General features: G+C 73.7%; 12 protein-coding genes. 8 read left to right on the forward strand and 4 right to left on the reverse strand.

The features are described 5' to 3' along the window. Nucleotides 1-390: 390 nt before the first annotated feature. The gene (locus tag BLW63_RS17265) at nt 391-858 is read right to left on the reverse strand and encodes an MmcQ/YjbR family DNA-binding protein (protein ID WP_091158924.1); all 468 of its coding nucleotides are present in this window, start codon (nt 856-858) and stop codon (nt 391-393) included. Nucleotides 859-1,515: 657 nt separating this feature from the next. On the opposite strand from BLW63_RS17265, the gene BLW63_RS17270 reads away from it, so the two are divergent. The 5 genes from BLW63_RS17270 to BLW63_RS26925 all read left to right on the forward strand — a co-directional run bounded on the left by BLW63_RS17270 (nt 1,516) and on the right by BLW63_RS26925 (nt 7,159). After that, complete coding sequence (locus BLW63_RS17270; RefSeq protein ID WP_091159235.1) at nt 1,516-1,851, forward strand: histone-like nucleoid-structuring protein Lsr2; 336 nt, start codon at nt 1,516-1,518, stop codon at nt 1,849-1,851. 568 nt (nt 1,852-2,419) lie between these two features. After that, complete coding sequence (gene fxsT, locus BLW63_RS17275) at nt 2,420-4,702, forward strand: FxSxx-COOH system tetratricopeptide repeat protein (RefSeq protein ID WP_091158926.1); 2,283 nt, start codon at nt 2,420-2,422, stop codon at nt 4,700-4,702. 647 nt (nt 4,703-5,349) lie between these two features. Further along, complete coding sequence (locus tag BLW63_RS17280; RefSeq protein WP_091158929.1) at nt 5,350-5,802, forward strand: SRPBCC domain-containing protein; 453 nt, start codon at nt 5,350-5,352, stop codon at nt 5,800-5,802. Then, nucleotides 5,795-6,319, forward strand: a complete 525-nt coding sequence (locus BLW63_RS17285; protein ID WP_091158931.1) for a TetR/AcrR family transcriptional regulator — start codon at nt 5,795-5,797, stop codon at nt 6,317-6,319. Before BLW63_RS17280 ends, BLW63_RS17285 begins: the two co-directional genes overlap by 8 nt. A 354-nt stretch (nt 6,320-6,673) precedes the next feature. Further along, complete coding sequence (locus BLW63_RS26925; RefSeq protein WP_170856827.1) at nt 6,674-7,159, forward strand: TspO/MBR family protein; 486 nt, start codon at nt 6,674-6,676, stop codon at nt 7,157-7,159. 208 nt (nt 7,160-7,367) lie between these two features. Here the strand turns inward: BLW63_RS26925 and BLW63_RS17295 are convergent, their stop codons facing one another. From BLW63_RS17295 to BLW63_RS26930, 3 genes are all read right to left on the reverse strand, one after another. After that, nucleotides 7,368-8,843, reverse strand: a complete 1,476-nt coding sequence (locus tag BLW63_RS17295; RefSeq protein WP_091158937.1) for a hypothetical protein — start codon at nt 8,841-8,843, stop codon at nt 7,368-7,370. 232 nt (nt 8,844-9,075) lie between these two features. Next, nucleotides 9,076-10,524 (reverse strand): FAD-dependent monooxygenase family protein, encoded by a 1,449-nt coding sequence (locus BLW63_RS17300; RefSeq protein ID WP_091158939.1) that lies wholly within the window; start codon nt 10,522-10,524, stop codon nt 9,076-9,078. 257 nt (nt 10,525-10,781) lie between these two features. Beyond that, entirely contained in the window at nt 10,782-11,093 is a 312-nt protein-coding gene (locus BLW63_RS26930; protein WP_091158942.1) for a hypothetical protein, read from the reverse strand. A gap of 151 nt (nt 11,094-11,244) precedes the next feature. On the opposite strand from BLW63_RS26930, the gene BLW63_RS17310 reads away from it, so the two are divergent. The 3 genes from BLW63_RS17310 (at nt 11,245) to BLW63_RS17320 (ending at nt 14,278) form a co-directional block, all read left to right on the forward strand. Further along, nucleotides 11,245-12,069 carry an SRPBCC family protein gene (locus BLW63_RS17310; RefSeq protein WP_091158945.1) on the forward strand — a complete coding sequence of 275 codons (825 nt, stop codon included), beginning with the start codon at nt 11,245-11,247 and terminating at the stop codon, nt 12,067-12,069. Nucleotides 12,070-12,176: 107 nt separating this feature from the next. After that, a complete protein-coding gene (locus BLW63_RS17315) occupies nt 12,177-13,157 on the forward strand; it encodes a patatin-like phospholipase family protein (protein WP_091158948.1) in 981 nt (326 codons plus the stop codon). A gap of 89 nt (nt 13,158-13,246) precedes the next feature. After that, nucleotides 13,247-14,278 carry an aldo/keto reductase gene (locus BLW63_RS17320; protein WP_091158950.1) on the forward strand — a complete coding sequence of 344 codons (1,032 nt, stop codon included), beginning with the start codon at nt 13,247-13,249 and terminating at the stop codon, nt 14,276-14,278.

The following is a 14,278-nucleotide window of genomic DNA, read 5'->3' on the forward strand; positions in this document are numbered from 1 at the left end:
CGATGACGAATCGCGCCCTGATGGGGTGTTCGTCCGTATCAGTGCCGGTCGCGGTGGTCGCCACAGCTGGCGCTGCACGTGCGGGAGTCGTCGTTCGGCCGACCCTTCGCGGGGATCCGGCACCGGGTCTCCATCAAGCGCGGCTCGGACGAGTTCCGCAGGTGTGGAGAAGTAGCGGCCGTGGGTGCGCTTGCTTCGCCGAGCGAGTCGGCGGTGAGGACGACGACTTCGAGATCCGCGTTGGTCTGGGCGATCTCCGCGTCGACGCGAACGGCTAGCACCGCGTCAGGCAACGTTCGCGCCGAAGGCGGCCCAAGGGACGGCCACGATCCGCTACTTGCGGCGACCGTCGGACCCGTCCCTACGAGCGCGACCCCGGTTGGCGCGAGATCAGGAGAGGGTCCGCAGTTCGCCGTCGGTCGGGGCCGGGTCCGAGATCGGCGTGGTGCCGTGCGCCGCCAGCCAGGCGGCTTTCCTGCGGGTGGAGGCCTGAGCGAGCCAGGCGTCCTGCACCAGTTCGGCCAACTCCTGCCGGGTGATCTCCCCGAGCCGGCTGGCCTGCACCAACACCGAGTTGTGCCCGTCGAAGTGCGGGGTGGTGAAGAACGGCGTTGTCTCATCCTGGACCAGGGCCTGCTTGTCGGCTTCGGACTCGACCCAAAAGACGATCACGTCGGGAAGCCTCTCCCCGGTCGAGGCGTCCACGGCGTCCGGCCGCGGGGTACGGAAGAAGACGAAGGACTTCCCACCCACCTGGTACACGGCATTGCCGCGCGCCCCGTGGACGACGGTCACGTGCGGGAGCCCCAGCGCGAGTTCGTGCACGTCCTCTACCCGTGCCGGCCGATCAGCGGTCACGCCGGGCAGCGTAGGAGCGGATCCCGTGGCCGTGCAGGACGGCGGACAACGGGTCGGGTTGGCGAAGGGCAACCCGACCCATCCATCTGGCCTCCAAACGGTCGGGCGGTCGGGCCTGCTGACCCGGCGGACCCGACTACTAAATTCCGATGCCAAGAGAATGCGTCGACGGATCGACCTGACAGGACACTTCAAGTCTGCCAGCCACGCCGGCAGGCGGCCCTGCGATCGGCAGCGGCCGATGGCCTCGGCGTGCGGAGCCGACCGGCCGAACACCGCCAGGTCGAGGATGCCGTGGCCGGAGGCGCGGGCGTACGCGCTGGTTATGCGCCGGCACTCGCGAGGATGCCTTCAGCCCACTCGACCGCCTGGGGCGCCAGCTCGTCGGCGTCGAGCTCGTTCTGGCATATATGTTCGCGTCCAGCCACTGGCATCTCGCGGACAGGCTCATGTCAGGGGCGTCGTTCACCACGAAGGTCTGCTTGCAGAGGAAACAGGGGACCGCTGAGTGGTCTCTCTTATCCACGGCGTGAGCTGTAGGGCAATGTGCATGGTCATTGCTATCCCGAAGTACATCCTTCACCGCGTTGAGTCATATAGGCCGCACGGCTGAGCTTTGGCCTTGACTCGACAGCAAATATGCGGATGATCACCGTTATGGCTACGAAGACTTCCGTCGTCCTCATCGACGATCTGGATGGCGAAACCCCCGCCGACACCACTGTCAGCTTCGGTCTCGACGGCAGGAGCTACGAGATCGACCTCTCGGACAACAACGCCGCCGAGTTCCGCGACGCCCTGTCGAAGTACGTCTCGGCGGGTCGTAAGTCCGGCTCGACGAGCAAAGGCCGGGCCGCTGTTCGTCACACCACCACTGACTCGATCGACCCCGCAGCCGTCCGAGCTTGGGCCAAGAGCCAGGGCATCGACGTTTCTCCGCGCGGCCGCATCAAGAGCGACGTGGTCGAGCAGTTCCGGGCCGCCGGCAACTGATGGTGGGGCGGGCCGCCCTTGGGTGCTTGCTCACCCTTTGACGCCTTCCCCAGAGCAGCGACCTTGCAGAGCGCTGAAGTCGGTCACCCGTAGCCCCGTGTCGACGTCGACTGTCGGCACGGGGCTTCACGTTCCGGCGGTGCCGATCACCGAACACCTAAGCCGGGGCGTGTCGAGCACGCGCTCACGAAGGCCGGGGAACGACGTGCCCCTCCGGTCCGGTCGCCGTCGAGGTGAGCCTGCTGCCGGAGGGCGCCACCCGCGACCGCCGGCTCGATGGCTGGTCCACGAACACCAGCGACGGCCTGCTCCGCGGCCCGTGCGCGTGGCTCAAGGAAGACGGGCCCTGAGTTCTGTCAGGAGTCTCTCGGCTGGCTTCGGACGGACCAGGTTCGGCCAATCTAATGCCGCGACAGGCAACCTGCGCCCTGAAGGCGGCTTGAGGGACACCCGGTTGTGCAGGCATGTGCGGCTGGGACACCGAATCGCTTCCGCGCGCACCGACCGGTGCGGAGGACCGGGAGCGCCGGGTATCGCGTACGCCGGGTGATGGGTGTAGCACTGGTGCGTGAGCGGTCGGGGGACCGATTTCTTCGTCAGTCATGCCGGGCGGGACACCGCCTGGGCGGAGTGGCTGGCCTGGCAGCTGCAGGAGGTCGGCTACAGCGTCGAGCTGGACGTGTGGGACTGGGCGCCGGGTGAGGACTTCGTGGCCCGCATGGCCGCGGCGCTTGAGCGGGCCGACCGGCTGTTGGCGGTGTGTACCGAGGCTTACTTCGCCTCGGTGTTCGGCGGCGCTGAGCTTCGGGCGGCCTTCGTGGAGTCCGCGGCGACCGAAGCTCGGATCGTGCCGGTGCTGGTCGAGCCGGTCACCCTGCCCCCGCTGTACGCACCGCTGATCCATCTGGACCTGACCGGCCTGGACGAGGCCGCGGCGGCGGCCCGGCTGCGGACCCGGCTGGCCGGAGGTCGACCGACCGGCCCACCCCCGTTTCCCCGTGGAGGATCGGCGCGGAGTGACGGACCGGGTGACCGGCCGGGGTTCGCCGGTGCTCTACCGGCGGTGTGGAAGGTGCCGCCGCGCAATCCGCGGTTCACCGGCCGGGACGGCATGCTCGCCGAGCTGCGCCGGCGACTGCACGCGGGCGAGGCCACGCTGGTGGTGCAGGCCCTGTACGGGCTGGGTGGGGTGGGCAAGACCCAGCTGGCATTGGAGTACGCGCACCGGTTCGCCGCCGACTACGACCTGGTGTGGTGGATCGACGCCGAACAGCCGGTGCTGATCCCCGAGCAACTGTTTACCCTCGCCATCCGGCTGGGCCTCTCCGCCGGCCCGACCGTGGCCGACACGGTGGAGCGGCTGCTGGCCGAGCTGCGCGCCCGGGACCGCTGGTTGCTGGTCTTCGACAACGCCGAGGGGCCGGCCGACGTTTCCGACTACCGGCCCGACGGTCCCGGGCACGTGCTGATCACCTCCCGATCTCCCGGCTGGGGGGCGCTGGGCGGGCGGCTGGAGGTCGACGTGCTTGCCCGAGCGGAGACGATCGCGCTGCTGCGGGCCCGGATCCCGGCCCTGGACGAGAACCTGGCGGACAAGCTGGCCGCCGAGCTGGGCGACCTGCCGTTGGCCGCCGCTCAGGCCGCCGGCTATCTGGAGCAGACCGACCTGCCGCCGGCGGACTACCTGCGCCGGTTCCGCGCCCACCGCGCCGGCCTGCTGGCCCGCGGTGAGGTGATCGGCTACCGCGGCCGGGTCGACACTGCCTGGGCGCTGTCGGTGGAGCGGCTGCGCTGCGAGGACCCGGCCGCGGTGCGGCTGCTGGAGCTGGCCGCCTTCCTCGCCCCCGAACCCGTGCCGCTGACCCTGTTCAGTGACCACGCGGAGCTGCTGGGCGAGCCGCTGGGCAGCGTCGCCGCCGATCCCGACGCGCTGGCCGACACCGTCGGCGCGCTGGTCGGCTACTCCCTGGCCCGCCGCTCCGCCGACGCCTTCCAGCTGCACCGGCTGGTGCAGGTGGTCATCCGCCAGCAGCTGCCCCTAGACCGGCAGCAGGCCACCGCCGAGCAGGTGCTTGCGCTGCTGGCCAACGCCGCCCCCGGCGACCCGGAGGACCCGGCGAGCTGGGCTGGCTACGCCCGGCTCGCTCCGCACATCCTCGTCACCGCCCCGCTGGGTGACCACTCTGCCGCCAGCCGACGACTGGTCCTGGACACCGTCCGCTATCTGCAGGTCCGCCGCGACAGCCACGCCGGCCGAGCCGTCGGCGAACCGCTGCTCGACCGCTGGCGGGCCATCCTCGGCCCCGACCACCCCGACACTCTCGCCGCGGCGGCCAGGCTCACCATTGCCCTGATCTCGGTGGGTGAGGTGGAACCGGCCCGCCTCCTGAGTGAGGACACCCTGCGGCACTGCCGCCGGGTGCTTGGCCCGGACCACCCCACCACCCTGGGGGCGACGACCGCCCTCACCCTCGCCCTGGCCCTGCTGGGTGAGGCTGAGCCGGCTCGCACACTCGCCGAGGACACCCTGCGGCGCAGCCGCCGGGTGCTCGGCCCCGACCACCCCGTCACCCTGTTGGCGGCGGCCGCCCTGACCCTCGCCCTAGCCTTGCTGGGTGAGGCGGAGACGGCCCGCGCCCTGGGCGAGGACACCCTGCGGCACTGCCACCGGGTGCTCGGCCCGGACCGCACCACCACCCTGTTGGCGGCGGCCGCCCTGACCCTCGCCCTGGCCTTGCTGGGTGAGGCGGAGCCGGCCCGCGCCCTGGGCGAGGACACCCTGCGGCGCTCCCGCCGGGTCTTCGGCCCCGACCACCCGATCACCAAGTACCTAACCCAGGACGCCGGCTAACCACCTCGTGCTGGGTGGCAGCACCTCACCAATGCCAGATCGCCCTGAACAGGCCGCTCAGGGCCAACGTTGACTGACGCGGTGCTGGGGCTTCCTCGCACGCGTGTTCGCCGACGAACTCCTCGACGTCGAGCTTGCCCGGTGCACCGGTCCTACCTCAGCAAGAAGTTGGCCATGCCCCTACAGGCTCGGCCGGCAGCGGGGACCCCGTGGAGGACACGGCCGGATACCAGGCTGCCAGCACCGCATGGGGTGTGTGGAGGGGTATGCCGAGCCACAGGCAGTCCGCACACAGTCCGCAAAACGGTCAATCAGGCCCCATCACTGCCGATCTTGCTCAACAGCATATGCGCAGCTCAAAGGCCATATCCGTCGCTTTTCAACGTCGTCCAAAGAGCCCAGATTCGTTCCGCTTCAACGTCTGACGGCGGTTTCGCCCCCTGCCGGTGGTACGGGACGGCGTGAGCGGGGGCGGCGGCCTCGAGCCGGTGTCGCCGTCCCGCCCGCAGCAGCGTGCACCGCACCGATCGTGTCGGTGAGGTCGCTCGATCCCCGTGGCAGCGATCCGCAGCGGTCGAGGTCTTGACGAAGCTAACGGTGTTAGCCAATGTAGTGGCTAACACCGTTAGCTCTTCGAGGAGTACGCCATGACCAAGCGGCTGCGCACCGACGTCGACATCGATGCAACGCCTGAGCGGGTGTGGGAGGTGCTCACCGACCTCGCCGCGTACCCGACGTGGAACCCGTTCATCGTCCGAGCCGAGGGGGCCGTGGAGCCGGGGCGCCGGCTGACCCTGACCATGAAGCCGCTCGGCGGCCGGGCGACGACCCTGCGCCCCCGGCTCGTCGAGGTGGACGTGCCCCGGCGGTTGCGGTGGCGCGGCACGGTGGGGGTGCCCGGGCTCATGGACGCCGAGCACTCCTTCACGCTCGAGCCCCGGGGGAGCGGTACCCGGCTCGTCCACCAGGAGGACTTCCGCGGTGTCCTCGTCCCGCTCCTCGCCGCGGCGCTGGACCGGAAGACGCTGCCTGCCTTCCTGGCGATGAACGAGGCACTCAAGAGCCGCGCCGAGCACGCCGCGTCGCACCTCGGTGGCTGACCCCCTCTCGACGCGTGCGCGCGAGATCGCGACCGTCGCCCGGGACGTCCTGGAGCGGGAGGGGCCGGACGCGCTGACCATGCGCCGGATCGCCGAGGTCATGGGGATCCGGGCCCCGTCCCTCTACAAGCACGTGCCCGGCAAGGACGCGCTGGAGGTCGCGATCACCATCGCCGGCTTCGAGGAGGCCGCCGCCGGGTTCGAGGCAGCGACCGACGGCGCGGCCGACCCACTGGCGGCGTTCGTCGGGGCCTATCGCGCCTTCGCCCGGAGACACCCGCACGTGTACCGGCTGATGACCGACCGACCCCTGCCCCGCGCGGACCTGCCTCCGGGGCTGGAGGAGCGCACCGCCGCGCCGCTCCAACGGGCCACGGGCAGCCCGGCTCGGGCCCGCGCGGCGTGGGCCTTCATCCACGGCATGGTCCTGCTCGAGCTGACGCACCGCTTCCCGGAGGACGGGGTCACCGAGCAGGCCTGGCAGGTCGGCATCGCGGCGATGCAGCGCGAGGCGTGACCGGGCCGACTCCCAGTGGTCCGGCGGTGCCCGCAGCAACCGCGACGCCGACCGATCCCCCACCCACCACCCCAGGAGTCCGCCATGGACATCCCGCAGGCACCTCGCCGACTTCGGCGACCGGGCGGACGACCGCCACGCCAACCCGCTGAACTGGTACGTCCGGCCGATCTTCCTGCTGCCTTCGGCTCGGTCCGCCTACCGGCGCAGCGGCTGGGGCACCACGGGCATCCTCGTCGCCCTGGCCGCCAGCGCCTCCCGGTCCCCCGCGCCCTCGTGGCCCGGTGCCGCCGAGGTCTCGACGGTCCCCGAGCGGTCGCTCCGTCGAGGGGCACGGGAGTCGTCATGCGAGGCGTGACGCGGCGATCGGTGCTGCAGGCGAGCGCCTGCACCGGCGCGGCCGCGATCGCGGGCAACGCCTTCGTGGGGAAGGCGGCGATGGCGTGGTTCCGAGAACTCGACGCTCCGCGCTGGCAGTTGCCGCTGCCTGCCTTCTTGAGCGTCGGGGCGCTCTACTACGGGGTCATCGGCTACGTGCTCGCACGGAGCATCGACCGTCGCGACGCGCAGAGCACCGCCTGGAGCCTCGCGGTCCTCCTCGGCAACGAGGCCTGGAACGGGGTCTTCTTCGGCCGTCGGAGTGCCCGTGCCGGCTTCGTCGGCCTGTGCGCCTTCATCGTCCCCCTCGTGGCGCTCCAGCGATCGGTGGCTGAGGACCCGCGCTCACGCTGGGCCCTGGCCCCGTACACGGCCTACGTCCTCGGCTACGACCTGCCGTGGGTCTACCGGCTGTGGCGGCTGAACCCCGCACCCCTGCGACCGCATCCCCGGCACCAGTGACCGAGGAGCCGGCGCCGAGCCACCGCCCGTGTCGGCTGCCCCGAGAAGCTTCGTGTTCGGCGTCCCGAGCCCGGCAATGGTGTGCGCGGATGCGCAGTTCCCGTGGAGGAACTGCGCATCCGCGCACACTGTCGTGGAGACGTCCGCGGGACGCCCGGCGCGGCCGAGCCCGCACCCGTACGCGGTGGCCGCTACGGCCACCCCGTCGTCACGGTCGCCCGGTGGAGTCGTCGCTCGACTTCGCGGGCGGGACCAGCGGGTCGGGCACCGGAGCTCGGCCCCCGGGGGTCCCACCCGTGCCCGACGCCGGCGCCGGCGGTGGCGCGACGGGGTCGACCGCCCCGATGTCCGCCGTCCCGCCGCTCGTGCCCTGTCGGCCGGACCCACCCCCGGCGAGCTTGTCGATGGTGCTCTGGAGCGGAGCCGGGGCGGCGGCCCTGACCTGCTCCACGGCCTGCTGCACCTCCGGCCGTCCCATGAAGCCGGCCGTGGCCTGCCTGATCTGCTCGTACCGGGCCCGCCCGGCGCGCGCGCCGAGCACGTACCCGACGCCCAGGCCGAGCCCCAACGACAACCTGCCCATGACTCTCCTCCAGCTCTTCTCCAGTCGTTCCCCGGTCTCGGCCACAGCCTCGGGTAGAGCCTCTGCTGCCGCGCCCAGCGCGAGCACGGCGCCCAGCCCCGCCCGTCCGGCGCGGACGGCGCCCTCGGCCACCCGCGGCACGGCGGCCGCGACCGCCAACGCGGCTGCATCGGTCGCCCGCAGGACCGAGTCGGTGCCGACGCGGGCCGCGCGCCCGGTCGTGGCCAGCAGCGGCGCGACCCGCGTCGCGGCCACGTCGGTGTACCGCACCGCCGTCGACGCCGCGCGGCCCAGGAACTCGGCCCCTGCGGACGCGCCCTGCAGCGCGAGGCGGCCCGACGCGTCCAGCGTCGGTCCGGCCGCCGCCGCGAGCTCCGCGGCCCGCGCGCGGGCCGCGGCGGTGCCGGCGAGGGCGCGTTGCGCGGCCGATCTCGGCGGGGGAGCCGCGCGTCGGAACGGGCGCACCGACCCGAGGGACGACCCGCGGCGCAGCCGTACCCCCGCGACGACGGCTGCGGCCAGCGCCGCGAGGACGGCCACGGCCGCCGCGGCCCCACGACCGCGGTCCGCGCCGCCGCTCGCGACGGGCCGTCCCGCGGCCGCGTCCGGCGCGGCCCTCGCTGGCTCGGGTGCCATCGGCTCACGTGCCGTCGGCTCGGGCCCCGTCGGGCCCGGCTCGGCTCCGGTCGGCTCGGACCCGGTGGACCCGGCCTCGGTGGACCCGGCCTCGGTGGACCCGGCGTGGGTCGGTTCGGCCTCGGCCGGCAGGAGGCTGTCCGAGGTGGCCGTCGAGAAGTCGATGCCGTAGTGCCGGTAGAGCGTCGCCTCCTGGTCCTGGGACAGCTCGCGGGAGGGACCGAACCGTGGCGCGCTCTCGGCCTGGTCCCGGGTGACGGCGACCTGCACCCGATCGCCGCTCCCCGTCGCGTCGACGAGCGGGACCACCACGGTCGCCTCGTCGCGGTCGGCGTACATCCACTCCGGCCGGCCGGTCGCCTCGTCGGCCAGCAGGGCGGCGCACACCCCGATCTCGGCGCCGTCGCGGTCGACCACCGTCCGGCCGACCCAGTCCCTCGCGGCCTCCCGGTCGGGCAGTGTCATCGTCGCCCCCTGTCGTGCGCGGCCGGACGCCGTGTCGGCGGCCGTCGCCCGCAGCTACCCAGCAGGTGGCGCGCCAATCCGCACGGCCGCCCGGACCCGGCACGAGCTGGCCGCTGGGACCCCAGCGGGATCGGGTGACGACGCCGCGTCAGGGACGCCGGGCACCGAGCGGCCGACCGGGGAGGCCACGTGCCGCCCGTCCGTCACCGCAGCAGGGCACTCGCCGCTGGGGTCACGCCTGGCTGCGGGGCTGCTCGGTCGCCGGTGTGGACTCGTCCTGCGGCAGGTCACGCGGTCGGGGCACCCGCACCGTGGGGTCCGGTCGATCCGCGGCCGACGCTCCCACGCGGGCGGCGCGCCGCCGCGCGAGGAGCACCTTCGTGCCGAGCCGAGGCCGCAGCAGCGACGCCGGCGGGTCGATCAGGTTCGCCACCCTCAGGAAAGCTGCGCCCACCTCGGGGTCGACCGCAGCCGCCGCCTGGACCTGCGCCACGTAGGCGTTGACCAATCGCACCCGCACCGGCCGGGGGCCGGGAACCGCTGGCAGTCGCAGGTCGCTGCCGGCCGCGATGTCCCAGGCCACGTCGATGAGCCCCGCGGCCCGGCGGAAGAACTGCGGTGCGAGGTCGTCGACACCAGCGATCAGGAGGTCCCGCAGGGCGAGGGCCTCGGCAGCGGCCACGGTGATCCCCTGGCCGTAGACCGGGTTGAAGCTGCTCAGTGCATCCCCGGTGACCACCAGGCCCCGGGGGAACCGCGTCAGCCGCTCGTAGTGCCGTCGGGTGCTGCTGACGAAGTGGTAGGTCCGGGGACCGTCGAGCGGCTCCCGGTCCGCCATGAGCGCGGCGATCTCCGGTGCGGTCAGGCCAGCTGCGAAGGTGCGGAAGCCGGCCAGGTCCGTCGGTGCGGTGTCCCCGTGGTACCCGCCGGCGGCGATGATCCACCGGTTCCCCTCGATCGCGAGGGCGGCGCCGAACCGTGGTCGGGCGACGGTGGCCCCGACGAGGCAGGCCCGATCGCCGTCGAGGTCGTCGGCGTACCGGGGAACGATCCAGGTGGTGTACCGGATGTCCACGTCGATCCGGGATTCCGCCGGTCGGTCGAAGCCGTGCGACGCGAGCCAGGACGGGGTGTGCGACCCGCGCCCCGTCGCATCCACCACCAGGTCGGCCGGGAGCGCTTTCTCGTCCGTGCTGCCGACCGACGGGCTCCCGTGGCGCACGCGTACTCCCGACACCCGCCCGTCCGTCGCCACCAGGTCGGTGAGCTGGGCGGGCGCGACGAGCTCGACCCCGGGGAGGCCGAGGACACGGGCCCGCACCCGGTCCTCCAGCAGCGGCCGGCTCAGGGCGACGGCCTGCATCCCGATCGGGGACTGGCGCAGCAGGTGCCCGTCGTTGTACCAGCGGGCGTCACCCTGCATGTCGCCGACCGCGGCGCCGTGCTCGACCAGCTCGTCGGTGAGGCCGGGGAAGAGCTCCTCGAGGACCTCACGGCCACGGGCGAGCAACCCGTGGGGGTGCCGGCCCTGGGGGACGCCCCGCCGCGCGGCGATCTCACCCGGGAGGTCGTCCCGGTCCACCACCGTGACCCGGTCGAACGCCTCGGTGAGCACCCGGGCGGTCAACAGCCCGCTCAAGCTCGCCCCGACGACGACCGCTCGCTGTCCCGTCCGTGCCATGACGGTCCCTCCCCGGGCTGTCACCCTGCGATGACGGGACGGTCCTCCGGGTGCCGCCGCATCGGGAAGGGTCGTCGGACCCGTGCGCTGTGACGTCCGGCGCTGGGCCGGTGGCCCGACGTGTCGGACCGACGGAGCCGACGGAGTGCGCGGGTGCGCAGCTCCGGAGCTCGGAGAACGCGCACCCGGCGCACGCCGGTGCCGTGACATCAGCGGGTGAAAGGGTCCGGGACGTTCCCGCGGGAACGTCGACGGGCTCAGGCGGCCAGCGGGTGGTGGTGGCAGCGGCCACCGGCGGTGGCGCGGGCGCCGCAGGGCGCGCCGGCCTTGGTGCGACCGCCGCTGTCGCCGCAGCGGGCGGGAGCGGCGACGGCCGGCGCGGCCACCGCGGAGGCCACGACGAGCGGGCGGGAGAAGGGCAGGACGACGGCGTCGTTCTCCTCGGCCGGGGTGGCGGGGAGGAGAGCGGCGGCCGGGGTCGGGCGGGCGGCCCGGCGGTGCAGGACCGTCGCGGCGGTCGACCCGGCGAGGAAGGCGGCGAGGGCGGTGGCGACGTGGCTGGCGCGCATGCCCACGTCATCGGCGGACGACGCGTCCGGTGCGAACCCGCACGTCACACGTGCCCCGCGCGTCGCAGCTCGCTCAGCGGAGCCGTGCATCACCCGTTGCACCCCGGGGTAGCGGAGGTGCTCCGAAGCCCCGCGAGAGGGAGGACGAGCGATGACCACCAAGGTCGAGAGGTCGATCCAGGTCGACGTACCGGTGAACCAGGCCTACAACCAGTGGACCCAGTTCGAGGACTTCCCGCACTTCATGGGCGGGGTCCGGGAGGTCCGCCAGCTCGACGACCGGCGGCTGCACTGGGTCGCCGAGATCGCCGGCGTCCGGCGGGAGTGGGACGCCTCGATCCTCGAGCAGGAACCCGACCGGAAGGTCGCCTGGGCCGCGACCAGCGGCGCCACCAACGCCGGCGCCGTCCGCTTCGAGGCCGCGGGCCCGAGCTCGACGATCGTGTACCTGACCCTGGAGTACGAGCCCGAGGGCGCCGTCGAGCAGATCGGCGACAAGCTCGGCATCGTGGAGCGGCAGGTCAAGTCGGACCTCGAGCGGTTCAAGGAGCTGATCGAGGACGAGGGCTACGCCACCGGCGCGTGGCGCGGCTCGATCAACGAGGACCTCGACGTCGGCACGCCCGGCGTCGGGGACGCCGTCGGCTCGCACGGGGACCAAGGCAAGGCCGGGGTCTCCGGGACGGCCGTCGCCGCCGGTGTCGCGGCCGTGGCCGGCGTCGCGGCGGCGGCCGGCGCGGCCGTGGCCGCGTCGTCGAAGGGGGACGAGGAGACGCCGCAGCCCGAGGGGGGCGTGCGCCAGCCCCAGGAGGTCACCGTCGTCGAGCAGCCACCGCCGGACGTGGTGCGGGACGACGCGCTGACCCGGGAGTCGGACCCGGCGGGCTACACCGCGCCGTCGTCCACGGAGGGCGTCGAGCAGGGTGTGCGGGACTCCGGTGACGACCCCATGATCGGCGGCGGCAGCCGCACCTGAGTGCCGTGGTCGGTGGAGGCGGCAGCGACGCCGCCTCCACCGACCGGCACGTTCACTGCGGGGGCCGCGGGGCGCCGTGCCGGTCGGGGGCCTGGCACGCTCACTGCGTGACGCGCGTCGGCGTGGTGCTGGGCGGTGGCGGGGTCGTGGGCCAGGCGTACCACTCGGGCGTGCTGGCGGTGCTCGAGCACGACTTCGGCCTCGACGCACGCACGGTCGACGTGATCGTGGGGACGTCGGCGGGCTCCATTACCGGCACGCTGCTGCGGCTGGGCGTCTCGGCCGAGGACCTCGCCGCCTGGACGGTGAAGGCCCCGCTGTCGGACGAGGGCGACGTCCTCCGCCACGTGGCCGGCACCCCCGTCCCCGAGCTCGCGCCGTTCAACCCGCTGCACGTCCTGCGCCGGCCGCTGCGGCTGCCGGGGCGGCACATGGTGCAGCGTGCGCTGACCCGGCCGTGGCGGTTCCGGCCGTTGGCGGCGGGCATGGCGCTCCTGGCGCCCGGACGGCACGACGTCGCCGAGCAGTTGGCCGCTCTCCGCGAGCTGGAGGGACCGGGGTGGCCGGAGCCCGACCTGTGGATCTGTGCCGTCCGCCGGCGCGACGGGCGCCGGGTCGTGTTCGGCCGCCCGGGTGCGCCCGACGTCCCGGTCCACCAGGCGGTCGCGGCGTCCTGTGCCGTGCCCGGGTACTTCGCCCCGGTCGAGATCGGCGGGCACCAGTACGTCGACGGCGGGGTGCACTCGCCCACCAACGCCGCGGTCCTCCGCGGTCGGCGTCTGGACCTCGTCGTCGTCATCTCGCCGATGAGCGGTCCCGCGGGGTGGCTCCCCGACGTCTACGCCGCGTCCCGCCGGCACGCCGCCCGCCTGCTGAGGCACGAGGTGGGGGCGCTGCGGCGGGCGGGTGTCCGGACGGTCGTCTTCGCCCCCGGCGCGGCCGAGCAGCGGGCCATGGGCAACGACATGATGTCGCGGCACGACCTGGGCGGGGTCATCCAGCAGTCCTTCCTGGCCGCCGGCGCGTACGCCGCGACCCCGGAGGTCGCCGGCCTCATCCGGGCGGCGGTCGACCGGCGGAGCGGCTGACCGCCACCGCCGGCGTCCCGACGTCGAGTGGTGGTCACCCGGGTGCTGCGGCAACGTCCCGTGGGACCCCGAGGGACAGGAGCACCGTCGTGGAGTACCGCACGCTCGGCCGCAGCGGCTGCTCGGTCTCCGCCCTGGCCCTCGGCACGATGACCTTCGGCGCCGAGACCGACGAGGCGGGCGCGCACGAGCAGCTCGACCTGTTCGTCGAGGCCGGCGGGACGCTGGTCGACCTCGCCGACGTCTACTCCGCCGGTGCCGCCGAGGAGATCACCGGGCGCTGGCTGGCCGACCGCCCGGCCGAGGTCCGCGACCGCGTCGTCCTCGCCACCAAGGGCCGCTTCCCGATGGGCGCGGACCCCAACGCCCTCGGCACGTCCCGCCGCCACCTGCGGCGCGCCCTCGACGACTCGCTGCGTCGGCTGGGCGTCGACCACGTCGACCTCTACCAACTGCACGCCTGGGACCCGCTGACCCCGCTCGAGGAGACGCTGCGCTTCCTGGACGACGCCGTCTCGGCGGGCAAGATCGGCTACCCGGGCCTGTCCAACTTCACCGCATGGCAGGTGCAGCAGGCCGTCGACCTCGCCGAGCACCGGCACCTCGCCGTCCCGGTGACGCTGCAGCCGAGCTACAGCCTGCTGGTGCGGGACGTCGAGTTCGAGATCGTCCCCGCCTGCCTGCACAACGGCCTCGGCGTGCTGCCGTGGGGCCCGCTCGGCGGCGGCTGGCTGTCGGGCAAGTACACCCGCGACCGGCGGCCCGAGGGCGCGACCCGGCTGGGGGAGGACCCCGGCCGCGGCATGGAGGCCTACGACCGGGTGGGCTCCCGGCAGCGCACCTGGGAGGTGCTGGAGGTCGTCCAGGACGTCGCCGAGGCCCGCGGGGTCTCGATGCCGCAGGTCGCGCTCGCCTGGCTGGTCGACCGGCCGGCCGTCACCTCGGTCGTCCTCGGTGCCCGCACCACCGACCAGCTACGCGACGACCTGGGCGTCGTCGACGTGACGCTGGACCCGGAGGACCGCGCCCGGCTGGACGCCGTCAGCGACCCCGGCCGCGCCGACTACCCGTACGGGGACGTCGGCGCCGAGCAGCGCAGCCGCACCCCCGCCGGCGCCTGA

Origin of the sequence: Geodermatophilus africanus, assembly GCF_900107105.1 — a bacterium.
GTDB lineage: Bacteria > Actinomycetota > Actinomycetes > Mycobacteriales > Geodermatophilaceae > Geodermatophilus > Geodermatophilus africanus.